The 25,705-nt window shown below is 48.2% G+C and carries 19 protein-coding genes; 12 read left to right on the forward strand and 7 right to left on the reverse strand.

All coding sequences use genetic code 11. The features are described 5' to 3' along the window. Positions 1-115: 115 nt before the first annotated feature. The 5 genes from SPB21_RS14045 (at position 116) to SPB21_RS14065 (ending at position 6,061) form a co-directional block, all read left to right on the forward strand. The gene (locus SPB21_RS14045; RefSeq protein WP_163670196.1) at positions 116-1,528 is read left to right on the forward strand and encodes a GAF domain-containing protein; all 1,413 of its coding nucleotides are present in this window, start codon (positions 116-118) and stop codon (positions 1,526-1,528) included. A 9-nt stretch (positions 1,529-1,537) separates the two neighbouring features. Next, entirely contained in the window at positions 1,538-1,987 is a 450-nt protein-coding gene (locus tag SPB21_RS14050; protein WP_163670198.1) for a response regulator, read from the forward strand. Positions 1,988-2,001: 14 nt separating this feature from the next. Further along, positions 2,002-4,338, forward strand: coding sequence for a PAS domain-containing hybrid sensor histidine kinase/response regulator (locus SPB21_RS14055; RefSeq protein ID WP_499062286.1), 2,337 nt, complete (start codon positions 2,002-2,004; stop codon positions 4,336-4,338). A 99-nt stretch (positions 4,339-4,437) separates the two neighbouring features. Further along, positions 4,438-4,905, forward strand: a complete 468-nt coding sequence (gene psbQ / locus SPB21_RS14060) for a photosystem II protein PsbQ (RefSeq protein ID WP_163670202.1) — start codon at positions 4,438-4,440, stop codon at positions 4,903-4,905. 13 nt (positions 4,906-4,918) lie between these two features. Further along, positions 4,919-6,061, forward strand: coding sequence for an NAD(P)/FAD-dependent oxidoreductase (locus tag SPB21_RS14065; RefSeq protein WP_499866929.1), 1,143 nt, complete (start codon positions 4,919-4,921; stop codon positions 6,059-6,061). Here the strand turns inward: SPB21_RS14065 and SPB21_RS14070 are convergent. Further along, a complete protein-coding gene (locus tag SPB21_RS14070; RefSeq protein ID WP_499866931.1) occupies positions 6,058-7,611 on the reverse strand; it encodes an AAA-like domain-containing protein in 1,554 nt (517 codons plus the stop codon). The two genes, SPB21_RS14065 and SPB21_RS14070, sit on opposite strands and share 4 nt — an antisense overlap. 54 nt (positions 7,612-7,665) lie before the next feature. Here SPB21_RS14070 and SPB21_RS14075 point away from each other — a divergent pair, with 54 nt between their 5' ends. The 4 genes from SPB21_RS14075 (at position 7,666) to SPB21_RS14090 (ending at position 10,983) form a co-directional block, all read left to right on the forward strand. Beyond that, on the forward strand, positions 7,666-8,550 hold the full coding sequence (locus SPB21_RS14075) for an oxygenase MpaB family protein (protein ID WP_163700548.1): 885 nt from the start codon (positions 7,666-7,668) through the stop codon (positions 8,548-8,550). A gap of 35 nt (positions 8,551-8,585) precedes the next feature. Further along, positions 8,586-9,266 (forward strand): SAM-dependent methyltransferase, encoded by a 681-nt coding sequence (locus SPB21_RS14080; RefSeq protein ID WP_499866933.1) that lies wholly within the window; start codon positions 8,586-8,588, stop codon positions 9,264-9,266. Between the two features lie 49 nt (positions 9,267-9,315). Beyond that, entirely contained in the window at positions 9,316-10,419 is a 1,104-nt protein-coding gene (locus tag SPB21_RS14085) for an agmatine deiminase family protein (RefSeq protein ID WP_499866935.1), read from the forward strand. A 69-nt stretch (positions 10,420-10,488) separates the two neighbouring features. Continuing rightward, positions 10,489-10,983, forward strand: a complete 495-nt coding sequence (locus SPB21_RS14090) for a DUF302 domain-containing protein (RefSeq protein WP_163700554.1) — start codon at positions 10,489-10,491, stop codon at positions 10,981-10,983. Positions 10,984-11,007: 24 nt separating this feature from the next. Here the strand turns inward: SPB21_RS14090 and SPB21_RS14095 are convergent, their stop codons facing one another. Both SPB21_RS14095 and SPB21_RS14100 read right to left on the reverse strand, forming a co-directional pair. Next, a complete protein-coding gene (locus SPB21_RS14095; protein WP_499866937.1) occupies positions 11,008-12,411 on the reverse strand; it encodes an acyltransferase family protein in 1,404 nt (467 codons plus the stop codon). Between the two features lie 62 nt (positions 12,412-12,473). Further along, positions 12,474-13,988: a glycosyltransferase family 2 protein gene (locus SPB21_RS14100; RefSeq protein ID WP_499866939.1), complete on the reverse strand. Its 1,515-nt coding sequence runs from the start codon at positions 13,986-13,988 to the stop codon at positions 12,474-12,476. Between the two features lie 789 nt (positions 13,989-14,777). Between SPB21_RS14100 and ppk2 the strand changes: the two genes are divergently transcribed. After that, complete coding sequence (gene ppk2 / locus SPB21_RS14105; RefSeq protein WP_499866941.1) at positions 14,778-15,650, forward strand: polyphosphate kinase 2; 873 nt, start codon at positions 14,778-14,780, stop codon at positions 15,648-15,650. A 666-nt stretch (positions 15,651-16,316) separates the two neighbouring features. Further along, complete coding sequence (locus tag SPB21_RS14110) at positions 16,317-17,297, forward strand: IS110 family RNA-guided transposase (protein ID WP_499865561.1); 981 nt, start codon at positions 16,317-16,319, stop codon at positions 17,295-17,297. A gap of 1,951 nt (positions 17,298-19,248) precedes the next feature. Here SPB21_RS14110 and SPB21_RS14115 read toward each other — a convergent pair. Next, positions 19,249-19,911 carry an alpha/beta hydrolase gene (locus SPB21_RS14115; protein WP_499866943.1) on the reverse strand — a complete coding sequence of 221 codons (663 nt, stop codon included), beginning with the start codon at positions 19,909-19,911 and terminating at the stop codon, positions 19,249-19,251. Positions 19,912-19,918: 7 nt separating this feature from the next. Beyond that, positions 19,919-20,395 carry a hypothetical protein gene (locus SPB21_RS14120; RefSeq protein ID WP_499866945.1) on the reverse strand — a complete coding sequence of 159 codons (477 nt, stop codon included), beginning with the start codon at positions 20,393-20,395 and terminating at the stop codon, positions 19,919-19,921. A 343-nt stretch (positions 20,396-20,738) separates the two neighbouring features. Here SPB21_RS14120 and SPB21_RS14125 point away from each other — a divergent pair, with 343 nt between their 5' ends. Continuing rightward, the gene (locus SPB21_RS14125) at positions 20,739-22,715 is read left to right on the forward strand and encodes an ArnT family glycosyltransferase (protein WP_499866947.1); all 1,977 of its coding nucleotides are present in this window, start codon (positions 20,739-20,741) and stop codon (positions 22,713-22,715) included. Between the two features lie 3 nt (positions 22,716-22,718). Here SPB21_RS14125 and SPB21_RS14130 read toward each other — a convergent pair whose 3' ends face one another. After that, a complete protein-coding gene (locus tag SPB21_RS14130) occupies positions 22,719-23,567 on the reverse strand; it encodes a sulfotransferase family protein (RefSeq protein WP_499866949.1) in 849 nt (282 codons plus the stop codon). A gap of 59 nt (positions 23,568-23,626) precedes the next feature. Beyond that, the gene (locus SPB21_RS14135) at positions 23,627-25,513 is read right to left on the reverse strand and encodes a GTPase family protein (protein ID WP_163659779.1); all 1,887 of its coding nucleotides are present in this window, start codon (positions 25,511-25,513) and stop codon (positions 23,627-23,629) included. Between the last annotated feature and the right edge of the window lie 192 nt (positions 25,514-25,705).

Raw genomic sequence — 25,705 nt, forward strand, 5'->3', positions numbered from 1 at the left:
GATATTTTGTTTGTTATCTATAACGATACTGAATACTTAACCCAGTTCCTGGATCTGCTAAAGTAGCCGTTCAGTTAAGCATTTAGTGACTTCAAGCATTAGCGAGCTGAGCGTTATGAACTCAAATCTATTGGCAAGATTACGCAGTACTTGTCACGATGAAGCTGAATGGGAGCAGGTCCAAGCACTCCTAGGTAAAGAATTTCAAGCGTTGGAGCAGCAGGTTCATCAAGCGCATTGCCAAATTGATCAGCAGCAAACTCTATTCCGCTTGATCACTCGGCTTCGGGAACCTCTGGATCTAGAAACCATCTTTAAATTGACGGCAGCTGAAGTTCGGCAACTGCTGTCCGCAGACCGAGTGGGGATGTTTCGTTTCTACCCTGATACTAACTGGAATGACGGGGAATTTGTTTCTGAAGATGTAGACCCCGAATTTGACTCTGCGATCGCACAAAAAATTCATGATCACTGCTTTGGGGATCAGTTTGCTATTCATTACCAGCAAGGTCAGATCCAGAACGTCACAGATATTCATGATGCCGGGTTGAGCGATTGTCACATCCAGATCCTGTCCCAGTTTCAGGTGCGGGCAAATTTGGTGGTGCCCCTCGTGCAAGGTCGTCACCTGTGGGGATTACTCTGCATTCATCAGTGCCAGGCCCCGCGCCAGTGGCAGGAAACGGAAATCGAGTTTGTTCAGCAAATTGCGAGCCACTTAGCAGTTGCACTCCAGCATGCAGAACTCTTGACGGGTCTCCAGGCAGAAGTGGTCGAACGCCAGCAAGCCGAGGAACGGGCGCAAGCGCTGAACCGAGGATTGCAGCAAGCCATTATTGAACTAAAGGCTGTCAATCAAGAACTGGAAGCCTTTAGCTATTCCGTTTCCCATGACTTGCGCGCCCCCTTACGTAGTATTGATGGCTTTAGCCAGGCACTGCTAGAAGACTGCCTGGAAAACTTAGACGAAAACGGCCAGGACTATTTACGCCGAATCCGCTCGGCCACGCAACGCATGGGGGCATTGATCGATGATTTGATCACCCTATCGCGCGTGACCCGTAACGATATGCACAAAAGATCGGTTGATCTGAGCCGATTAGCCCATCGCATTTGTATCGATTTACAGCAAGCGTCCCCAGAACGGCAAGTAGAGTGGGAGATTCAACCAGGCATGCTGGCCTATGGTGATCGGCCGCTGCTGCAAGTGGCATTGGATAATTTATTGAATAATGCCTGGAAATATACCTCTAAGCAATCCCACGCTAAGATTGAGTTTGGTGTAATTACTCAGGAAAACGGTATCCCAGCCTACTTTATACGAGATAATGGCGTGGGCTTTGATATCTCCTTTATCGACAAATTATTTCGACCGTTTCAGCGATTACATGGGATGCATGAGTTTTCTGGCAATGGCATCGGCCTCGCTACGGTGCAGCGAATCATCCATCGACATGGGGGACAAGTGTGGGCTGAAGGCGCACTGGATCAAGGGGCCACATTCTATTTCACGTTAACGGAAGAGTGAGGTTGGGGTATGAGTGGACAGGTTGATCACAAAGTCATTCTCTTGGTAGAGGATAATCCCGATGACGAGATTTTAACCATCCGTGCCCTCAATCGCAATCATATTGGCAATCAGGTTGTCGTTGCCCATGATGGTGTCGAAGCACTGGATTACCTGTTTGGTACAGGTCCGTATGCAGATCGCGATGTTAGCCTTAAACCAGCCGTGATTTTGCTGGATCTTAAGCTGCCCCGCCTGAATGGCCTGGAAGTTTTACGTCGCTTACGGGGGGAAGCACTCACCAAACTTTTACCCGTGGTTGTCTTAACCACATCCAATGAAGAGCAAGACTTACTCGATAGCTATAACCTGGGATGTAATAGTTACATTCGCAAGCCAGTGGATTTTCTCCAGTTTTCCGAAGCCATTCGGCAGCTTGGAATGTACTGGTTATTGATGAATCAATCCCCGCCTGTTTAGGAAGGTAATCGCCTGTGACTACCCATTTGCAAGTTTTAGTTGTTGAGGATGTAGAAGACGACTTGCTCTTAACGTTGCGGACGCTACGTCGCGGCGGCTACACGCTAGATTACGTTCGGGTAGAAACGCCAGAGGAGATGCAATCGGCCCTCGATCACCAGGATTGGCACATCGTCATTGCTGATTACACATTACCTCGGTTTAGTGCACTAGAGGCGTTAAAGCTGCTGCAGGCCCAACAGCAAGATCTGCCGTTTATTATTGTCTCCGGCACCATTGGTGAAGAGACAGCGGTTGCGGCAATGAAAGCGGGGGCCCATGACTACATTCTTAAAGGGAATCTTGCCCGGTTGGTGCCGGCTGTTGAGCGGGAGTTAAGGGAAGCCGAGGAACGACGGAAACGACAGCAGGCAGAGCATGCTTTGCGAGAAAGCGAAGCCGCACTGCGCCAAAGCCAGCACCAATATCAATCCTTAGCGGAAACCTCTCCCGTTGGCATCTTCCGTACGGATGCCCAGGGAAATTATGTTTATGTGAATCGACAATGGTGTGACATGACCGGGATGACATTGGAGCAGTCCCGCCAAATGGAGAATCATGTCAACGCTTTGCATCCAGACGATCGTGATCATGTGTTAGCCACCTGGCAAGCGGCATTGAAAGACGGCATTCCTTTTCGTTTAGAGTTTCGTTTCCAACATCCCGACGGAACGAGCATCTGGGTCTTTGGTCAGGCATTGCCAGAGCGCAAGCAGGGGGAAGGCATCCGGGGGTATGTTGGCACGATTACGGATATTAGCGATCGCAAATTCGCCCAGCATCGGGTGCGAGAACAAGCTGCACTTTTAGATGTGACCACAGATGCCATTCTTGTCCGGGCCATGAATGGACAAATATCATTTTGGAATAAAGGGGCCGAAACCCTCTATGGCTGGTCTGCTGAGGAAGCGCTCGGCCAAGATGCAAATCAGTTGTTGTATGCGGACGCACCAGATGACGATGAGATTGACCAATCTTTGATCCGCGAAGGCAGCTGGAAAGGCGAACGAAAACAAGTGACACAGGCGGGCCAATCCATCACGGTGATGAGTCGATGGACGTTAGTAACCGATGAGCAAGGACAGCCCAATGCCATTCTGACCGTCAATACTGATATCACCCAGGCCAAGCAATTAGAATCTCGATTTTTGCGAGCTCAACGACTAGAGAGCATTGGCACATTGGCCAGCGGGATTGCCCACGATCTAAATAATATTTTGACGCCGATCTATGGCGTGGCCGATCTCTTGCCGATGCAATTACCCGATGTGGACGAACACATTCAGCATGAGTTTGAGATATTGAAAAGCAGTGCCAAACGCGGCTCTGAGATTATTAACCAGATGCTCTTGTTTGCAAAAGGTGTAGAGGGTGACCGGTCGTTATTATCCATCAGATATTTAATTAAAGAAATCAGGAGCTTTGTCCATAAAACATTTCCGAAATCTATCGAGATTGCTGTTGATGTACCTAAAAATATTGACTCTGTAAAAGGTGATGAAACCCAGCTCCATCAAGTATTTATGAATCTCTTTGTCAATGCTCGTGATGCGATGCCCAATGGCGGAAAATTGACGGTGTCGGCCATGAATATACAGCTTGATCGGGCCGTTGTCTCCAGCCATCTAGACGTGGAAGCAGGTCCCTATATTGTTGTCATAGTGACCGATACCGGCACTGGCATTCCCCCGGATAAATTGGCTTACATTTTCGATCCTTTCTTTAGCACTAAGCAAGCTCAGGGGGGAACTGGATTGGGGTTATCCACGGTTCACGGCATTATTCAAAGTCACGGTGGATTTATCACCGTTGATACCGAAGTTGGTCGGGGTACTCAATTTAAGGTGTACTTGCCTGCGATTGAGGCAGAAGAGAGAGTGGAAGCAGAAGTCCTTTCTTTCCCGTTGGGCCAAGGAGACGGGGTTCTGGTTGTAGAGGATGAAGCCCCTATTCGTGACATCGCCCAAAGCATTTTAGAAAGCCATAACTATAAGGTGATAGTGGCAACGGATGGGATTGATGCAATCGCCAAATATACTCAACATCAAACCGATATCAAGGTTGTTTTGATGGATATGACGATGCCCTCTTTAGGGGGGGCAACGGCCATCCAAGTGATGCAGAGAATTAATCCTGACGTTAAGGTGATTGCGGTCAGCGGTTTACCGAGTAATGAGCAAATTGCATTATCCCTTGGGGAAAACGTTAAAGCCTTTCTCCCAAAACCTTATAATTCTGCTGACTTGTTAAAAATCATACCTAATGTACTTCAGACTGACACGGAACCCGTGTCTAAGACTGTGGAAACGTAATTTGCAATGATTGACGTACTATAATTAGCTGGGTTTGATACTGTGTCATTGCTGATTCAATTCAGCCACAGATTAACTTCATTAGGAGGTATTGCTGGTATGGAACGGTTTCGATCACTAGCACGGTCGATGGTGGGAGTATTCTTGGTTGCGATCGCAACCCTACTCGTGAGCTGCAGTTCTGGTGGTCAGGCAACTGCCCCCCCAACCTACTCTGCGGACCAGATCGCTCAAATTTCTATTTACGCTGGTCGTATTCAGACTTCCAAAGATCGTCTGCCTGAGCTAGCGGGTTACATCCGTGATGAAAACTGGGCTAATATCGACAACTTCATCCACGGTCCCTTAGGTGAACTAAGAGAACGTATGAATCGCTTGGCATTTCTATTGTTACCTAACGATAAATCTGAAGCTCTGGCCCTATCCAACGAGATTACAGAGGATCTTGAAGCCATGAGTGCTGCAGTTACTGCATTTGATAGTAATCGCACCAATCAGGCTTATATTAGGTTTGCTAAGGACTTAAGTACGTTTCTTAACCTGGTGCCCACCGAAGAATCAGTCTAAACAAAACTGCTAAATGACACGAATTGCTATTGTTGGTTGTGGAATTGTCGGCGCTACCCTAGCGTATGAGCTGAGTAGTCATAGCCAACTTGATATTCATGTCATTGATCAAGGCAACCCCGCCCAAGGTGTTACCCAAGCGGCCTTGGGCGTTTTAATGGGTATTATTAGCCACAAGGTTAAAGGTCGCAATTGGCGACTACGTCGGGACAGTATTGAGCGCTACAAAACATTACTGCCTGAATTAGAAGCATCGTTAGGACGATCTATTCCCCACATACAGGGTTTAATCAGCTTCTGTTTTGATCGAGAACAAATCCCACGTTGGCAATCGCTGCAAGCTAAACGTGCCAGCCAGGGATATCCATTGGAAATTTGGTCGCCACAGCAACTAAAGGACCGCTGTCCCCAGGTCAATACAAAAGCTGTGGCAGCGGCAATTTATTCTCCCCAAGATGGTCAGGTACATCCAAAAGAACTAACATTAGCGTTGGTTGAAGCAGCACAACAGCGCGGCGTTACCACACACTGGCAGAGTCCAGTTTTAGGCTTAAATAAAAACGCTGGTTATTGTTCTCAGCTACAGCTGCCTGAAGAGATCTTAGATGTGGATTGGGTGATCCTCTCAGCTGGTCTGAACTCAGCAGACTTAAGCCAGCTGGGGGCAGAACCATTGCCGATGATCCCAGTGCTGGGTCAAGCCATGGAAATTGAGCTGGATCAGCCCTTAGATAACACCTCGTTTCAACCGGTGCTTAATGGACATGATGTGCACTTGGTACCCTTAGGAGAGAAACGTTACTGGCTAGGGGCCACTGTGGAATTTCCCCCCGGCGGTGAGGCCGTTGAATTTCCCCTGGGCGATGACCTTGAGATGGTGCCTAATTTAGAGCGATTAGAGCAGATGCGCCAAAGCGCCATTAGCTATTGCCCAGCCGTTGCCCAGGCTAGAACCCTGCGTCACTGGAGCGGATTACGCCCTCGCCCCCAGGGTCAGGGTGCGCCAGTGATTAAACCACTGGCGGGCTATGAGAATGTGATTTTGGCAACAGGGCATTATCGCAATGGCATATTGTTGGCACCAGGCACAGCAATCACTGTGGCGGAACTACTGGGCTTAACAACGAAAGTCGACTCTGAAGACCCAGATGCTTAACCACGAATAACATTGATATGCCTGCCTTGGGGACTCATGGTCGACTCTGTTGTCGTGCGTTCAGCAATGGGGGGCAGCTCACTGCGACGGTCAAAAATCACGAGCCAGCCCTGGGTGAGTCCCAGCCCTGCAAGATAGCTATCTAATTGTTCCAACCCTTTTGATAGGGGATCTGAACAATTATCTCGCCAAACTTTTAGTTCAATTGCTAGGGTAACATTGCCATACCGTAAACATAAATCCATGCGACCGCTACCAATGGCATATTCTCTTTCCAGGGTACCGCCACCATTGACAACTCTGTGTAAAAAGGCCATCATCACCAAATGAGGCGCAATCTCATGGTACGGGGCACTTTTGAGCAATGGCTCACCATGTTGTTGCCAAAAGCGAAGAAAAGCATCCAACAACTTTTTAGAATCTAGCTGATTATCGTCAGTTAACCAGCTGGGTTGAACAATCGGTAAACCTGCTTGGGGTCCGCTGGCCAAGGCCCTGGGTAAGACTTCTCGATAAATTGGATTAGCGATGGTTAGCCCCCCAGCAGGATGATGTACAACCAGACCCAGATCAACTAAAAATTGACGATCATCTGCTGGCACAACACCCAACTCTTGACCTGCTAGCATAGGTTCCACAATAGAGCGCACTCGGTCTTCCTGGAGTCGTTCTGTCAGGCTATCCAGATGAGTATCCTGCCGCCGAATCAAAATTTCCTTAGCTCGATTGATAGTTGCTACATCAATCGGTTGTTGAGAATCTGGCACCAGTTCTTCTACCGCTTCTTTTGCTAAAGCGTTTACTAACCAGGGTTGTCCCTGGGTGAGCTCAAACGCTCGGGCCACAGCAGCTTCTGTAAACAGTTGACCCGTATCAGCCGTGTGCTGGCCATATAGCTGGGCTACCTCAGCCGCCGTGAAGTTATTCAGTGTCAGCGATTTGACCTTAATGTTAAAGGGGCTAGATGTATTTAGCCGAGAACTGCCACCCGCAGCTACTTTATAATCCCGTACATCTCGCAGACCGGTCAGTGCTAAGGCATGGGGAAATCCTTGAGGGCGATTGGGGTAGCCATCTCGTAATTGGCGTAATACTGAAATCAACAACTCATTCTGTAGCGAATCAATTTCATCAATAAATACCACTAAAGGAGGCGATGAATGCGCTGCCCATTCACTAAGAGCGGCACCAATACGTCGCCCTGTGGGAACATTATCTGGCCATGGCGGTGGTTGTAGGTCACTGGGTAAGCGAAACCGAGCAGCTCCCCGCCACGCATCTAAAATGCTAAGCTCTGCTGCATCTACATCATTCAGTAAGGCAGAACCTACTTCCACAGAAACCATAATGGCCGTGTAGTTTCCGCTAGCTGTTAGTTCTTGGGCCAGCGCTAACATAGCAGTGGTTTTACCGGTTTGCCGTGGAGCGTGGATCACAAAGTATCCCTGCTGATCGATAATGCGCCGAAGCTGGGGCAGCCGCTCTACTGGTGAGAGCATATAGTGAATATCAGGTTTGCAGGGACCTGCCGTGTTAAACCAACGTGCCATAGCAAGGTTTAGTTGGAGCTGGGTTATTCTAACAGGGTAGATGGGGACAAGAGCATGAGGCGATATGATATTGCCCGGAAAATTGAAACGATGGATCCGGAGCAGGATGCGATCGCAATTTGTCATCTCCTGGCGGGCTATGAGTTTCCCTGGGATATGACCCGAGCGTTAGAAATTGCCCTGCTGCGGACATTTTGTGTGCCCAGTATTGCCAAACTGCTGGACCATACGGGGGAGTTTCAGCACCATACCCAAAAGCGCTATGACGACACCGGGATCATCGTCTCACAGCTGCTTAAGTGGGGCTACCGACATCCAAAGGGACAGGCATTTTTAGAACGGATGAATGCCATCCACAGTCGGTTTCCCATCGGCAATAACGATTATCTGTATGTGCTGTCCACATTTATCTATGAGCCTGTGCGCTGGTGCGATCGCTTTGGTTGGCGCGCCCTCAGCGAGCTAGAGAAACAGGCCATGTATCACTTTTGGTATGGCGTTGGCGAACGCATGGGCATTACCGATATGCCAGACTCCTATGGGGCATTTGAAGCCTATAACCTGGCCTATGAGCGGGAGAAATTCACCTATGCTGTGGCCAATCAACGGGTGGCGGATGCGACGCGGGCAATGCTATTGAGTTGGTTTCCGGTGGGGGTGCGATCCCTCGCCAACACAGCTGTACCTGCATTGTTAGATGCCCCACTGCTCAATGCCTTAGGCTGGCAACCTGCGCCCCAGCACCTCACCCGGTTGCTAAAAACCAGTTTAAAAGCTCGCAGTCGACTGCTGCGCAAACTGCCGCCCCGTTCTTTACCAGACTTCTTTGCCGATCAATCCATTCGTAGCTATCCCCAAGGCTATGATGTATCAAACATCGGTCCTGAATCATTGCTGCCAGAGCTCAATCATCCAGAGCTCAATCATAACGACCGCTAAACAACATCCCACATCAACCCCCTTCGGAATCACCTATGGCCGTTCAGTTAGATAGCGTAGTCCCCTTTGGTCGATCGTTGGATGAATACACCAAAATGTTCAACCTAACTGAGACGGAACTACAAAACCCTATCCTTTCTGTTGCCGATGGACCCGCCAGTTTTAATGCAGAAGGCACTCGGCGAGGCTATCAGATCAAATCCGTCGATCCGCTTTATTGTTTTAGGGCTACAGAGATTAAACAGCGCTTTGATGCAGTTGTAGATAACATTATTCAACAGGTTGAAAATACTCTGGATGACTGGGTTTGGAGCTACCATCATTCGCCCAGTGATCTGAGAAAAAACCGTGAGGCTGCGATTCGACTATTTTGTCAAGACTTTGCCTCAGGCAAAACTGAAGGCCGTTATGATCTAGGAGAATTACCCCAGTTAAGCTATACAGACGCTAGCTACCAGTTGGGGTTATGTTCTCATTTTCTATTTCTCTATTCTGAACAATTTGATCAGATATTTCATCTCAACTCTATTTGTGAACTGTTGCGCATCTGTCAGGAAGTACGCATTTTCCCCTTAGTTGCCTTAGATCTACACCCCTCACCGCACCTGGAGTTTGTCATAAATGCTCTGACTCAAAAGGGATATCAGTGTGATATTCAGACTGTTGCCTATGAGTTTCAACGCAACGGCAATAAGATGTTGAAAATCACCCAATAATTTTAAAGAATTTCTCTCTTGGGGCACAAATTGCATATCGGGGATGACCATGATCACAAGACGAAAATTTGTTCAAAATACTTCGCTATTTGCTGGAGGAATGCTGATGGGTTGCGCGAATTCTCAAGTAAGCACCCAGCAATGGTATATGCCCGATGAAGCTGCACCCCATACGCGAACCTGGATGGCATTTGGGGCAAGTGCGCGCATTTGGGGGCGACAACTACTGCCAGAAGTGAGACGTAACTTAGTTACCCTTGCCCAAACAATTGCCCAGTATGAGCCCGTATCTATGCTGGTCAGACCTGAAGAGTATGATCTCGCCAAAGATCTATTAGGTGCATCTGTTGAATTGATTGTGTCGCCCTTAGATGACCTATGGATACGAGATACGGGTCCTCTGTTTGTTTTTTCTAAGCAGGGTCAAAAAGCTGGCATTGACCTTAACTTTAATGGTTGGGGTCAGAAGCAAGTTTTTCAGCAAGATGCTGCTGTTGCTGCATTTGTTACCCAGCAATCTGGGGCTGAAGTGGTCAATACTAATCTCGTTTTGGAGGGAGGGTGTATTGAAGTCGATGGCGATGGTACTGCCATTATTACTGAAAGTTGTGTGCTCAATGACAATCGTAATCCAGGGGTGAGCAAGTCTGAGTTTGAAGACCAGTTAATGCCGCTTCTCGGTCTGGAGAAGATTATCTGGCTACCTGGGATTAAGGGAAAAGATATCACCGATGGTCACACCGACTTCTATGCTCGGTTTGCCAGACCGGGGGTTGTGCTGGCTGGATATGAACCCGATCCAAGCTTTTTTGACCATGGGGTGACTCAACAGCATCTAGCAATCTTAGAAAACGCAACGGATGCCCAGGGTCGACCGCTTGAAACCATTGTCCTCGAAGCACCTGGCACAATCCGAGACAGTTATGAGACGCTAGATTTTGCCGCTGGTTATGTCGGTTTTTATGTCTGCAATGGTGCGGTGATCATGCAGGAATTTGGGGATGGCCGCGCTGATCAAAGGGCGCAACAATCACTACAACAAGCCTTCCCAGATCGCGAAATCATTGCCCTGAATATTGATGCTATTGCGGCTGGAGGTGGCAGTATCCACTGTGCCACTCAGCAAGAGCCTGTAAAAAATCTTACGACATAGCTGTTTTTAAAACATCTACGTCCTATAGTTATAGGCTGAAAACACAGTTTTGCTTCTGAGCTCATCACCATGCGCAATATTACAGCCGGTATCGGTTTCTTAGGGTTAATCCTGATTGCAGGAGCTGCCTATTTTTCTCGTCAGCAGGCCGTCGCCCAGGCAACTGGACCCACAGGTTTAGTTGTTAAGCCTAGCCCTTACAGCGTTGGGGAAACAGAAACTCGATTCAAAAAGATTCTAGAAACTAACGGATTGAATTTATTTGCCACCGTTGACCATGCCCAAAATGCCTCTGGGGTAGGGTTGGAGTTGCGACCTACCCGAGTCGTTATCTTTGGTAACCCCAAACTGGGAACGCCTCTGATGCAGTGTCAGCCAACCATTGCCATTGATTTACCGCAAAAGGTACTGATTTGGGAGGATGACCAGGGTCAGACGCAGCTAGCCTATAACGACCCGCAGTATTTGGGGGGGCGTCATCGTTTGGATGGCTGCGGTGTAGAGGCGATTAAGACAGTTTCAGGGGCGCTGAATAATCTAACGAATGGTGCGATCGCACCTTAAAATCAATTCGGTTTTCCCCCTGACTTATCCAGCCAATACAGTCGGAGCCATCAGCTGGAGTTGCTCTTGGCTAACCCAGCGGGTTTGTTGGGCATTCGCAATTTTGCACAGGTAATAGTTACCATCATCCAGCAATACTTCAACGGCCTGAACAGTCCATTGTTGGTCAAGATAGCCAACGGTATCCCCCACTGAAGGCACCCAGCGAGGAGCCGTTACCGCAGGTTTACGGGCTAGTAGATAGTCAATATCTTGCCATAGACGGGCTAGGGCTCTTTGTAGCAGAGGCGTAACGGCATCGGTAATGGCAGCGAGAATTAAGGTGCCGAGAATCATTAGGGGAAGTGAGATCGCATACCTGACCTCATCCCCCTTCACAACCAGACCCAGCGTACGATCCACCACAAAATTATGAACCAAGAAAAAGCTATAGCTATATTGACCTAGCCTCAGCGCCAGATAACGACTAAAGCGAACTGCCGTAAGCCATCGGCAAATCACCACACAAACCAGGGTTAATCCTAGAGGTACCAGTAGGTCACAGACTATCCAGCCTAGCTGATAAAACTGACAAACAAAGCCAATGGCATAGAGACCAAGACCCACTCGCAATGCCTTAAACTGGGGCAAAAAAAGCACACCACGACCGTGCTTATAGGCTTGAGCCACCACCATGCCAATCACAAAGGTGCTCAGTTTAGCCAGCAACACATAAAACGGCAACGGTCCATTGGGAGTCGCCAGAATCGTATATGTGGGCTGTCCTCCAAAGGTGTATATCGCCAGTGCTCGATAAACCAGAGTAATGACCAGGCTCACCAGCAACAGATTGCGGCTACCCCAGCGATACACCAGTCGATGTAGCACCGGAAAACACAGGGTAAAACTTAGAATTAATGGAATAAACCACCATGGACCGCTGATGGGCAACAAGAGACTAGCGCGATGATCGATTAATAGCGGAAAAGTAAACGCTGCAAAATAATTCCACACTGGTGGGATATAGCTTTCAGTCGCAGCGCCAATCATCCATAAAACCGGACAAGACAGCAGGGCAACTGTCCAAAAAGGCCATAGCAGTCGCGATAAACGCTTTTGCCAAAAACCTAACCAATCAAAAGAACGATGCCGGGCGGCTAGCATTAGGCTAAACCCACTCAACAAAATAAACACATCCACAAACTGAAACCCAAATAATGTTGGAATTCCTAGCAACTGCATCCATCCCGAGGGCGTTGCCAGAGAGTTTGTCTCAGCAATCAGCTGTTGCAGATTATGGATTAGGCCCGTAGGCTGTGGCGTATAGCGATATTGAGTAAACAACAGCTGGGCATGGTAAAGCAGGATCATGACGGCGGCAAAGATGCGCAATCCGTCTAGCCACGCTAAGCGCTGTACCGCCGCTGACCGATTAAAACGACGTTTCATAGAAGATGGGAAAGTAAAATCTGTTTTCTAAAAGGGTGTTGAATTTTTCTCAAAAGACAAGGTTATAGCCTGGCTGTCTCAGGTAATCCATAGACTTTTTCCAAATTAGCCACAGCAGGTGTCGCCTCTCTCGGAGTGACAACCCACTCGGTTTTGCCATGGAGATGATCGTAGAGTGCAACAACCGCAATCATGTTTTTCAACAATGAGTAAATCGGTGTCAGTAAGGCATATTGCAAAAAGTAGTACCTGGGATAATGGTGATACCCAATTTTTGCAGTAACCAACAGTTTGTAAACACTACTCAAAAACGTAATAACTGTTGCCGACAACAAAAATGCATTGTCTGTGAAATTAATGGTTCCTGTTAGCAGCCAACTACTGAAAACAATTGGCAAAATCTGTACCGATAAAATGGGAAACAGTTCTCGATAGTAGAGCAAATGGGTCCAAATTAGCTTTTGCCCAAAGGTTAACTGGGGTGACTTCCAAAACCGTTTTTGATAGCGCAAACTAACTTCTAGCCATCCCTGGGACCATCGTTTACGCTGTGACCAAAAGGCGCTGATGTGGTTGGGGGCCAATTCTGTAACCGTAATGCTGCGGTCATGGACGATGCGATACCCATGCAAAAGGGTGCGTATCGACGCATCAATATCTTCGGTCAGCATAGTTGGGTTAAAACGGACCTGCTGTAGCACTGAGGTGCGCCAATAGCCATTGGAGCCACCAAATAAAGCCGTATCTACCATTAACGACTTGGCAGAATGGCTGACGCCGTAAATCGACTCAAATTCCACCGCCACCAGGCGAGTGAGGAGATTTTCACTGCGATTACGGATCATGTTGCGGCCTTGCACAACATCGTACCCATTGGCGATCCATCGACCGGCCCGCTCAAAACAGTCTGGGGCTGGATGATGGTCTGCATCAAGGATACAGGTGATCTCCCCGGTCACGATATTGAGAGCAGCGTTAATATTTTCGGCTTTTGAATGGCTGCCCTCAACTCGATAAGGCCGAAAATTAGGATACTTTCTGGCCAATCGCACCAGGGTTTGTTCAATGGGTAGCACCACCGGGGTGTTATAGGCCAAAATCACTTCCAGACCTGCCTCAGGCTGATGTATCCGATTTAGCAGGTGATCAATGGTTTCTAAAATGATGGTCTGTTCATTGGGTAAATAGGCCGCCACAATAAACGAACAGCGTGGCAAGGGCTGACCCTCTGGCAGTTCTGCGCCTTGAACGCCGAGGCTCTTTTTTAGGCGACGCTTAAAGCTATTAGGTTGAGACGGTGAAAACCTTGACTGGCTAGCAAATCGTCGCGAAACAGCGGCAGTGGATTCAGCAATGAGCATGACTGCGCTGGATAGATAAAGCGCCACCAGTGAAAAATGCAGCCACGTTAAGGAAATGCCGCCTAGCTGCAGGCTGTAGTAGCAAATGATGGTCGGTAGACCAATTAAAAGTACATTTATGAAAATCAGCTTGCTGGCAGTCTGCCAGCGATCACTCAGATTGAATACTGATAAGCCAGCATTTGTGCGATCGCATTTTTTATTCTTTGTTTGCATATAGCAACCCTCGTCAGGCCCTTTGCAGGCGTCGGATCAGATGTTGAAGCACAAACACGCTGCCTAACGGCCATGCAGGGACATGACCAGCGGTCTAGTAATCGCTTAAAATTCAAGTCAAACAACTATTGCCATACGTTGCTGGTAAACCATCGAATCAATATTCGTCGAAACATTCCGTAACTTGACGAACAATTTTAACTCAATGTTAAGCCTGTGTTAATTTTCGTATGAGCGGACGTCATTAGAGCAGACGCTAGGGTTATGGATTTTAAGCTCGGAAAAATGCAGGGCATAATGTCTGGTGTAAAGGCCTGAGCGAGCTATGGAAACAGATTATTTAGAACGGGTGAGAGAGTTGCCGCAATGGTTGAGGCGTTGATAACGTAAGGCCTATGCATAATCTTTTATAAAATGCAAATCAGCTGTTTAACCTCTTATCCGAAATTCTGACTGATATGCTCGGTATCGAAGCCCACCTCCCCAAGTCTGGGTAGGCTTGATTCAAGCGTTACATTTTAATTTTTTGTATCTGCAAATATTTAGACTAACCTAAGCTCGCCCATACTTCGATAAATAAGCACGTATGCTGACCACTATCGAGATATTTTGGGAGACTCTATGGTTAAGTCAAACACCCATAGCACAATGAAGAAAGCAGATGTTAATTCTTCAAATGAAAAACCCAAAGTGACTAAAAAGAAAGCTTTAAAAAAGATCACCTCAAAGCGAAAAGCTACCGAAAAGAGCGCTGATAACAAACCTTTAGGCCAGATCGCTACAATTCCGATGGCTAAATCAGTAAAGGTAACTAAGAAGACTGTTAAAAAACAGGATGATACCCACAATAAACCTACCCAGAAGAAAAAGCACTCGAAGACGAAGAAAAGCCTGAAAAAATCTGTATACCAGTCTGAACTAGAGCGTTTGCAGCTTGAGTTGGTGAAGATGCAAGAATGGGTAAAGTATGCAGGCCTGAAGGTTGTTGTGATCTTTGAGGGGCGAGATGCTGCCGGTAAGGGGGGGGTGATTAAACGTATTTCTGAATGCTTAAACCCTCGTGGTTGCCGTATTGTGGCGTTGGGTAAGCCCACTGATCGAGAGAAAACCCAGTGGTATTTTCAGCGTTATGTGAACCAGTTACCGGCAGCTGGCGAGATTGTTCTCTTTGATCGTAGCTGGTATAATCGCGCCGGTGTGGAGCGCGTCATGGGCTTTTGCACCCACAATGAATATACCGAATTTATGCGCACCTGCCCTGAATTTGAGCATATGCTCCAACGCTCGGGCATCATTCTGGTCAAATATTGGTTTTCTGTCAGTGATAAAGAACAGGAAAAGCGGTTCCAGGACCGGATCAAGGATCCAGCTAAGCGTTGGAAGCTGAGCCCCATGGATTTAGAGGCCCGTGCCTGCTGGGTTGAGTATTCTAAAGCGAAAGATGACATGTTTGCGATGACCGATACCACTAGTTCCCCCTGGTATGTGGTCGATGCCGATGATAAAAAGCGGGCACGGCTTAATTGTATTAGTCATTTACTAACTCTGATTCCCTACGAGGAGCTACCTTACGAGCCAATTATGTTACCTAAGCGACAGGGGGCGATTCATTATCAACGCCCGCCTAAGGAAACGCAACGTATGGTGCCTAACAAATATTAGGCCATCACACTGTAGGGGCATCCCCTGGTGGGTGCCCAGGATAACCTATGGGATGCTCCGAACGATCATTGAGTTGTCGGTTTATGGGGACAATGATCGAGGGGCAAGCACGAGGCATTGCCCCTACAGTGTGCTCGGGATAATCTATGTCTTTGGTTGAATTGGGTATGGGGTGTGCGATCTTACCAGCGACATGGACATCACGAAACAAGGGACACCCCTTGTATGTTTAGAGGGTAATGAGATTGGTAACTGTCGCAGGGGACATCGCCTTGCACAGCTATGAGGGTAAGTTTCCATTCCCTTGCGGGGTAATGAGATTAGTAACTGACTCCATGGACGAAATGTACCAAGATGTTGAAGAGGTTTCCGTCCCCTTGTATGTTTAGAGGGGTAGCAGGAGACCGTCATCCCCTAGAACCGATGAGCAAATGTTAAGAACGGGTTTGTTTAGGAGTCTACTCAAATACGCTAAGCGTAGTAGCACTAGACCAGGTCCTCCCGTTCATGATAGCTCATCATAGTCCGACCGCAAGCAAGGTTACCGCTACTATTCATCGAACTGAGAGCTCGAAAAAATCGCCAGGTTCCCATGGGAGACCGGATCACGCAAGGTAGAGTGCAGTGGATGGAGCCTCAATACCGTACTCCTTTAGGAGAGATCATATGACGACATCAGCTAAGGTAACTCCGGTGAATTGGATAGGCATAGACGTCAGCAAAGACAAGCTGGATGTGTATGACCTGAGCGCAGAAACGTATTGCTCATACAGCAACGATGCGGCAGGTATCGAAGCGCTGAGGCAAAAGGTATTAGAACGACCGGATCCAGCCGTTGTCTGCGAAGCCACAGGCGGCCACGAGGCACGAATGGCGCTGAGGCTACATCAGCATGACATCCGAGTAAGCGTGGTCAACCCACGTCCGGTCAGAGACTTAGCCAGAGCCCTGAGTAAGCTGGCTAAGACCGACCCGATTGATGCCTATGTGATTGCCAAGTACGGTGAGGTGACCGAGCCTGCCGCGACAGTCTTTGCCTCTGCCGCCGAAAGCGAGCTAAAGCAGTGGGTCACGCGTCGGCAGCAGTTAGTTGAGATTCTAAGCGCGGAGAAGAACCGTCGGACACTGTTGGTGAAGGGTGCAGCCAGAGATGAAGTGAGTGAGCATATCGACTGGTTAGAAAAGAAGATAAAACAACTTGATGAGAAAATAGCAGACCTTAGCGATTCAGTCTCTGAGTGGAAAGCGCGCAAGTCTATTTTGCGTTCGCCCAAAGGCATTGGCCCGCTAATTTCGGCAAGCTTTCTAGTGTTGTTGCCGGAGCTCGGTACGCTCAATCGGCGACAGATTGCAGCGTTGGTCGGTGTTGCGCCCTTTAATCGAGACAGCGGTCGCTTTCAGGGACAGCGACGTATTTGGGGCGGTCGAGGCGCGGTGCGGGCGCTGCTATACATGGCCACTTTATCAGCGCTGAAGTGCAATCCACCGATTCGTGCCTTCTATCAACAGCTACTGGCCAGAGGGAAAGCTAAGAAAGTGGCGATTATTGCGTGTATGAGAAAGTTTATCATCTGTTTGAACGCAATGGTCAAGAAGAATGAACCCTGGGATGACAACAAAGTCACAGCATTCTTCCAAACGACCTAGTTTCAATGGTCACAGCGCTTTTTTCTGTGCAAATGTAGAACCTTTTTCTGATCAATTTAGATGAGTTGTTGCTCCTTTTTAACACTAGAAAAGAGAGAATAGAGGAGTGTGATTGATTTTCAACATTTGCCGTCAAAAAGACGGTGAGAACCCACTGTTGCAACGCTGTATTCTCACGTTTTTTCAATAACCGCCCTTGACAGCAAACATAATCGCTTGCGGGGCAATGAGATTGATAACTCTTTCACCTATTGTATCACAACTTTTTAGACTTTGGGGTTTCCGTCCCCTTTCGGGGTAATGGAATTGGCAACTCTATATCGGAGGCTGAAACAACATACGACGATTTGTTTCCGTCCCCTTTCGGGGTAATGGAATTGGCAACCTGTCTATTGGAGCGTTTGAAGGGTTGTTAATCGTTGGGTTTCCGTCCCCTTTCGGGGTAATGAAATTGGCAACACAAAAGCAAGAAATCCAATCAATTACTTATAGAGGTTTCTGCGTTTCCGTCCCCTTTCGGGGTAATGGAATTGGCAACTGGGGGATGATTTCATCCAACGCAGCATTCAATGGAGGACGTGTTTCCGTCCCCTTTCGGGGTAATGAAATTGGCAACTTGGAAAATGGGAGTTAGCCTATCTCGATACGGTTGTGGCAGTTTCCGTCCCCTTTCGGGGTAATGGAATTGGCAACGCTTTGATATTCACCCTGCTATTGATGCGGTAAAAGAGATGTTTCCGTCCCCTTTCGGGGTAATGGAATTGGCAACGTTTTTAAGTAAAGCAAATATGTCTTTGTTGTCCTTTAAGTTTCCGTCCCCTTTCGGGGTAATGGAATTGGCAACCTAAAGACAGACAAGAAATAGTAATCGATACGCCTTACGGAGTTTCCGTCCCCTTTCGGGGTAATGGAATTGGCAACATTTATCTCGTGCCCGACAATGACACATCGTCACAGACTGCATTCGTTTCCGTCCCCTTTCGGGGTAATGGAATTGGCAACTTATAAAGGCGATCTGGCGCACAACTGATGTGGTTGAGAGGTTTCCATCCCCTTTCGGGGTAATGGAATTGGCAACCTGCTTAACGCACTGTCTAGTGTCTGTCAATTTGAAGTCAGCGAGTTTCCGTCCCCTTTCGGGGTAATGGAATTGGCAACCTTTCTTCCAATCTATGGGTTTCAGGTCCCTTCCTTATAAGTTTCCGTCCCCTTTCGGGGTAATGGAATTGGCAACGTCGAATCTATGGGGGTTCCCCTGGCCAGCGCATCCTAGTTTCCGTCCCCTTTCGGGGTAATGGAATTGGCAACCTCTCCCTTTTGAACCCATTGTAACCAGGGGCTTCTAGATACCCAAATCTAAGGGTTCCAAAAATGACCTATTTAATCGAGAATGAATCCCAATAAAGTCCCGGAAAAACGTCTGAAAGCCTTTCACAGCCAATGTTTGAGGGATCTAACGGAAGAATCAGGTTTTCAAGGTTCGGCTGAATCCCTCGGAAAATTAGGAACTCATGCCTACCATAACCAGCCCAACCAGGAATGTCCAGGTATGCAATCAATTTTTAATGATTTTTGCCACCAACCCCATAACGCACAAAACCACTGGTATCAGAGAGGAGCTCCACTCAAGGCAAGGGGGAGTTAGAGGGGGTGAGGCAACCGCCAACGCTAGTTTCCAATACTTGTGTGTACACGGCAGCCTTACAAAGGGGCGCAATAAACCCAGTAGGGGCACTCCCTTGTGGATGCCCCATAGGCCTGAGGCCAATTAATGCGCAGGAATGACCGTGCCTAAGGCATTTTAGGTCAGGCCATTTATGACCCAAGCATTTGCGATCCGGGCACCCACAAGGGAATGGCCCTTGGCGACATCACAGCCCTAGAAATTTAAATTAACTTAAATTAACCTCGAAGAAATCTTTGAAACCTGGCAGCTATTGGGTATACCGTCTTAAATAGCCTTCAAAAAATTACTAACACTGGCATCCCACAGCGGACGATCCACACCGATCAACTGATGATGCCCAGCATCCGCTGACACCACTAATTGTTTTGTCGCTGGAATAGTTTGCACCAATGCTTCAATATCGCTAACCGGAGTCCATTTATCCTGCGCCCCATGGATAACCAGGGTGGGGCATTCAACGGCTTTGGCATAGTTGATGGGATTATGGCTAAAGCCATTGATACCGTGCTGGATACTAGCCCAGAAAATAAGTAAGGTTGCCGTTGGGTCTGTGGGAATTTTGTGGTGGCGTAACCGACTTTTCACCGCATCAATCAGACGGATAAAAGGTAATTCTAGGACGATGGCATCGGGGATGATGTTATGGGTTGAGATCGCCCTTAAAATCGCCGCCGTGCCCATGGAAACACCATAGAGAATAATGGGCGAATCCCCATGCCCTTGAACAACATTTCGATGCTTTACATCGTTAAAAACAGTAACAACATCCTGAGCTTCTGCAATGCCCAGGGTCACAGTATTGCCACTGGAACCGCCCACCCCTTGAAAATCCACTAAAACCGTATTAAACCCCAGGGAAGCAAAGCTCTGGGCAGGCGGAATCAGTTGACTGCTTTTAGTGCCCAAATTACCTGGGAATAGAATCACCGTTCCTCTAGGCACCGCAGTTTGAGCAGGAATTTCCCAAGTTTCTAGCCACCTGGATTGACCAATGGGAAGAGTGCGCGTGCCATAGAATACCCCCCGATCTGAGGGAGTCTGGGAATGACTGGGCTTCGGTACACCGAGGCCCAGTCATTCCCGGTGAACGCACATGGGTCATGTGGTGGGCCAGCAGATAGGGTGGAAAGTTAAGGCTAAAAAGCAAAATTGCTAACCCCCAGCACAGCTGCCGCCGTCGTTGATGGTTGATCGGTCTAGAAACCGGCACCGGCCTTCTACTCAGAACCTGAGCAGCTACAATGCAGCCAGTGCCACCAAATAGACAAAACGCCCCTACCTGAACCAGGGGAAAAACCCAGGCGTTAACAGCACCTAGTAAATGTAATACAACCAAGGCCACTGTTAGACCGACTGGCGCAAGTAACGTTAAAAAACCAACATTAAGCAACCGTTTGCAAGGGACAGTCATAGTGGGGGTACTACATTAGTATCTGCTTACGAAGGTTTCCTTCATCAATGACAGTCAATATTTCGGTTGAAGTGCAAAAGCATCCAACTCCCCACCTGAGTAGAGAGTCTATCTTTCTATGGAATCTTCAACGGTTGGCCAAGTGCGACAATATTTCTTGCAACACAATTCCGTAACAAAAAATAGCGTTCTAATGTTTTAATCCTCTGTCAAGTAACCTACAGTAAGCTCATTGGCAAGGAAGCTCACGCGCTGCTACTTATGGGTAGGATAGTGGAATGGAATAGTCCCTAAAGCTTCCTCAGCGCATTAGTTAAGCTCTAACCCACCTGATCTACTCAAAATGCTAGCTATTCTTCCCATAGCAAGTCTTATCTTGTTAATACTGATCAACTCAAAGATTTTTCAGCTCAAACGAGAAGCACTGCTAGGTGCGCTGATGTGCTGGGGAATTATTGTCACCGTTTTAACCGAAGTTCTGAGCCTGGTTCGAGGATTTAACGTTATCTTTTTAACGCTGTCCTGGCTGATAGTAACAGCAGGCATAACCTTTTTCCTATGGAAAGCATATGGGCCAAGGCTGCTCAAAACCGCACCTAAACAATGGTTGAGTCCCTATCCTTTTATCGATTTGCCGGTAACACTCAAGCTATCGACCATCGGGATGACCCTGGCATTGCTAGCAATCGGTGCTACGGCTGTTTTAGCGGCCCCAAACCATTCTGACTCCATGGAGTACCATCTCAGTCGCATTATGCACTGGATGCAGAATGGCAGTGTAGCCCACTATCCTAGCCACAATATTTTTCAGCTTTATCAAAATCCTTGGTCTGAGTTTGCGATCGCACATCTCCAAATCCTCAGCCACAGCGACCGTCTCAGTAACACTGTGCAATGGATCAGCATGATCGGCTCCATGCTGGGGGTCTCCCTAATCGCTAAGGAGTTGGGGGCAAAACGCAACGGTCAAATTTTGGCCGCAATTTTTGCTGGCACCATGCCCATGGCAATACTACAGGGCTCAAGCACCAACAATGATCATGTAGTAACCCTGTGGATAGTCTGTTTTGTCTACTTTGCCCTGGTGACCATGCGGCAAGGATTAAAACCGCTGCTGCTGGTGTGTTTAGGCACCAGCCTGGGCCTGGCAATTCTCACCAAGGGTACAGCCTATATCTATGCTTTTCCCTTTTGCATCTGGCTATTGCTGTGGGGCATCAAAAATCTAGGTTTACGCATGGTAAAACCCATGATCGGCTTGCTTGCCATTGCCATTGCCATCAATGCCGGGCATTATCTACGCAACTTTGGCCTATTTGGCACTCCGTTGGGGTCCCCTGGAGACGAAACCGGAGCCGCTTTTGGGTTAACATATCTGATTTCTAACGTAGTACGCAACCTGGCTCTCCATGCTGACATTGTTAGAAATCTGCATTTAGACAGCGTTATTACACCAACCACGGGACTCACAGAAAAAGCGATTACCATCTTTCACAACATTATCGGCGTAGATGTTAGCGAGCCCTTGATCACAAGTGCAAAGGAAACGCGCTTCTACGTGCCTAGCATCTCGTTTAATGAAGACAAAGCAGGAAATCCCTTACACTTGCTGATTATTCTGGCCTCTTCTGGGCTATTGCTAATCAATGGCCGCCTACAACAGCGACGGCAGTTATTTTTATACTGGCTCACCACAACAGCGACCTTTCTACTGTTTTGTCAGCTACTGACCTGGTCCACGTCACGCTGTCGCCTACATTTACCCATTTTTGTTCTCTTTGCAGCCCTAGTAGGCACCGTCATTGGCAATGCCCTCAATCGCAGGGTTGCTAATATTTTAAGCATATTCCTGGTACTGCTTTCATTTCAGTGGGTGTTGAGCAACGACATTCGAGCACTAACGGGTGAAAACAATATTTTTGCTGCATCACGCCCGAGCCAGTATTTTACAAGTCAGCCAGTGTTAGAAGAAATTTACACTAACGCTGCCAATGAGATTAACAACCAAAGCTGTGCAAACATTGGCATGGTCTTTGAAAATATCTCCTTTGAATATCCCTACTGGCTATTGCTAGACGCCCCCCGGCGCAGCCTCAGGCTGCAACATGTTGGTGTAGATAATGAGTCTGCACCATTAGAGACATCCCGTCGCTATGGTCAGTTTGAACCCTGTTTAGTGATAAAAACCGTTTCACGGAACCAGGATGCGCCCTTGGAAACTGAACTTCAGATCGAGGAACAACAGTATCGAGAGATCTGGCAACAAAGCAACCAAAGAGGCAAGTCTATCAAATCGGTACAGTTATTTGCTATGAATTAGCCCTTATATTGACTGACACAACTCAATTAACGCTGCCTGGCAGTCATGGTGTATCTGCTTGGCACGCTCTACTAGTTCTGTGGGGAAAGATTGGGTGAGTTGGCGTTGCGATCGCACAATTTTTCCCGCCTTAATTTTTCCCTTCGGATCACCCACCCCTTTCATGCCAGTGGTTTTCAGCACCTTATATTCTTCCGTAAACGGTGCCTGTGTATGCAAAAACTCCTGTAGGGTTGTCAGCACTTTTGAAGTGTTGTCCAGCAATTGCTCATAGGTAACCACCAGCATCCGCTCTGGGTTGTTGATCAACCGCGCATAGTCCACCAGCACAGCCATACGCTCAGCATAGTACTCAATCGTATCCTGCTGATTCCAATGGGGCTTGAGGTCGGCAATACTGGCTAAGCTGCGCTCTGGCTCTCGCAACAAAAAAATGGCATATACCTGTTCAGACTGCAACCAGTCATGGTTCAAAAACTTTTTGTTGTGCAAGACTTTGTCCATCACATACTGATGGTTCATGCGTAGGTTCTGCACATCTCCCAACTTACGAAAGTCTTGGGCTTGCCAATAGACCTTCTTGAGCAACCCCTTAAAGTCATTGGCATCAGCATAATTAGTGTGGGTTTCACCGTAGCCAATCACCTCAGGATTCGTTGTCAACAAATGGGTCAATAGCGAAGACCCAGACCGCATATGGCTGAGTAATAGCAAAAACCGATAGGGTTTGGCCCGAAACGCTACGCCATAGGGCTGATTTGCCGACTCAATGCGATAGTTAAAATAATTCTGCACCAAGTCATTCTTATACTCACGAATTCGCTGTCGCCACTGGCTTACTGCTGCTGCCATAGGTGTTACTGAATAAACTTAAAAATAGCAATAAATACCCTGATTCTACGTTACCCCGCTTATTTCCTGACGGCTTCATAGTCTTGCAAGTATCGCTCAAACGCTTTATCTAACCGATTTGTCTCCCCCAACCAGTAGGCCGTCAGCCCATGGCCAAACGCCCAGGCATTTTGCTCCGGTGGCGTATCATTGTCTAACAGCATTGGCCACAGGGTAAGCAAGTCAAAGGTACTACCTTCTTTAGCCAGCAGGTTAAACAGCTCATAGGCCAGCTGCAGCTTACCAATCACCACTGGGGCCTGCTCAACTGGAATCTTTTCCATCAGAGCCGTAGCCAGCAGATCTGAGCCCGTCATCATGCGTGAGAGGTAACGCAGAATCGGACTTTTCAGCAGTTCGGTTACCCCCTGGGTGGTAGTCATCTGAAACGTGTACTGGTCAATCAGCTTGGCCGCCGCTTTGGCTAAAGCCGTCTGATTAGTCAGAAACCGCGCCAGGCGATACTGCTTAGCATTCCCCAACGTCTCCACTAGCTTGAGGGCCAGAGCGTCATCATTCCAGGCGGCTCTGTTATTGTCATAGGTCACCAACGGCAGCACAGTTTCAGCCGACTGCCCCAGGGTGTCCACCCGATAGGCAACGGCATCACGAATAGACGCTTCCTTAGGTCGCTGCCCCATTTGCCAATCGTAGGGGGGCTGCCATTCTCGTATAGGCCGCAGTCGATCAACCTGGGTTACCACCACCACCGTTGGCGGGTGCTGCTCCGCTGCTTTAAGGTCATGCAAAAAAGTTTTGTCGCTCTGTAACGCCGGATCCAAAGCCGGGGTCGCCAGCACCAGCAAGTCCGCATCCGCCGCTTGATCGAGAACTAAATCGCGAAAATCGCCACGCTCAATTTGTTCATACCCAGGGGAATCAATCAGAGTCAAGACTTCTCCCGTATCTAGCTGCCAGCTATATTGGCGAATTTTATCGGTACTGGGCAGTACATCCACTTCTGCCAGCTCGGTTTTGAATAGGGTATTGATCAGGCTGCTTTTTCCTGCCCCCGTACGACCTACTAACATCAAAGAAACCGGTTTCTTTTCAATGGTTTCAGTCGGGCTAGCCGTTTCTAAAATTGACCGCAGTGTGGCCGTTTTTGCCTCAGTACCCAAAGTCTTGGACGGCTCTGCTGCAAAAATTGCCGGTAGCGTATCGCCACTGTACAAGTTAGCCGTTTGCTGAGCCAGATTGCGCAATGCCGTTTCCCGCAGCAGCTGGCTCAGGTTTACCAATAGCTGCTGATTTGCCTCGTTAGAACTTTTTTGGCTGGCCACTTTAGCCGCTGCTGCCGCTGGGTTAATTAACCACTGCGCCCAGTTCCACGCCCGCCACAGTTTTCCCATGGAGGGTTCCAATTTGCGATAAATTTCGTAAGCTTCATAGGCCTGGCCAACGGTCACCTGATTCAACACAGGAGCCAGCTGGGTCATGGCCCGGTCCATATCATCCACCGTCCCCCGAATTAAGCCATAGGCCTGGGGCACATAGATATTAAGCAGCGGGTACTTCACTTCCGGATGATAGTGGTGGGCCACCGTTGCCACGACGGTCTGACATCGCTTCCAGAAAGCAGGCCAATCGTCCCATACAGGCGGATCTTCACGGGCTCCGGTCAAAATTGGCTGTAGTGCAGATTCCAACACCTGATTAGCTGCGTTATCAACCGTCACAGATTTCAGCTCTGACCGGACAGCCGTAACAATGCGATCAATCTCACGGGGCTTGGTCCAATGCACCAGCAACCAACGCCAGCCCACAAACACGAATAGAATGACAGCCCAAATCCAGGTGATGCCCCAACTGCGTAGCTGAAATCCAGCTGCAATCAACACAAAGGCGACAACCATCACCAGCGGCAGCGCCAGCACAATCCACTGCCATCGTTTGAGCTGTACCATCGTCTTTTACCAAGTCATTTTTCTTAGTTTAAGCAGAGGGTCAATGTTGGAAAAGGCGAAACATCCGAACTTAGAGCGGGAGGTTTGAGTCGGGCTCACATTCGATATTGTCGCCACTCAGGGCAATAACGCTTTAGAACCTGTCATACTAAATCCTGACTGATAGCGCCCGGCATCGAAGGGCATCCACAA

Origin of the sequence: Leptothoe sp. ISB3NOV94-8A (genome assembly GCF_043421595.1) — a bacterium.
In the GTDB taxonomy this organism is placed as follows: domain Bacteria; phylum Cyanobacteriota; class Cyanobacteriia; order Phormidesmidales; family Phormidesmidaceae; genus Leptothoe; species Leptothoe turfae.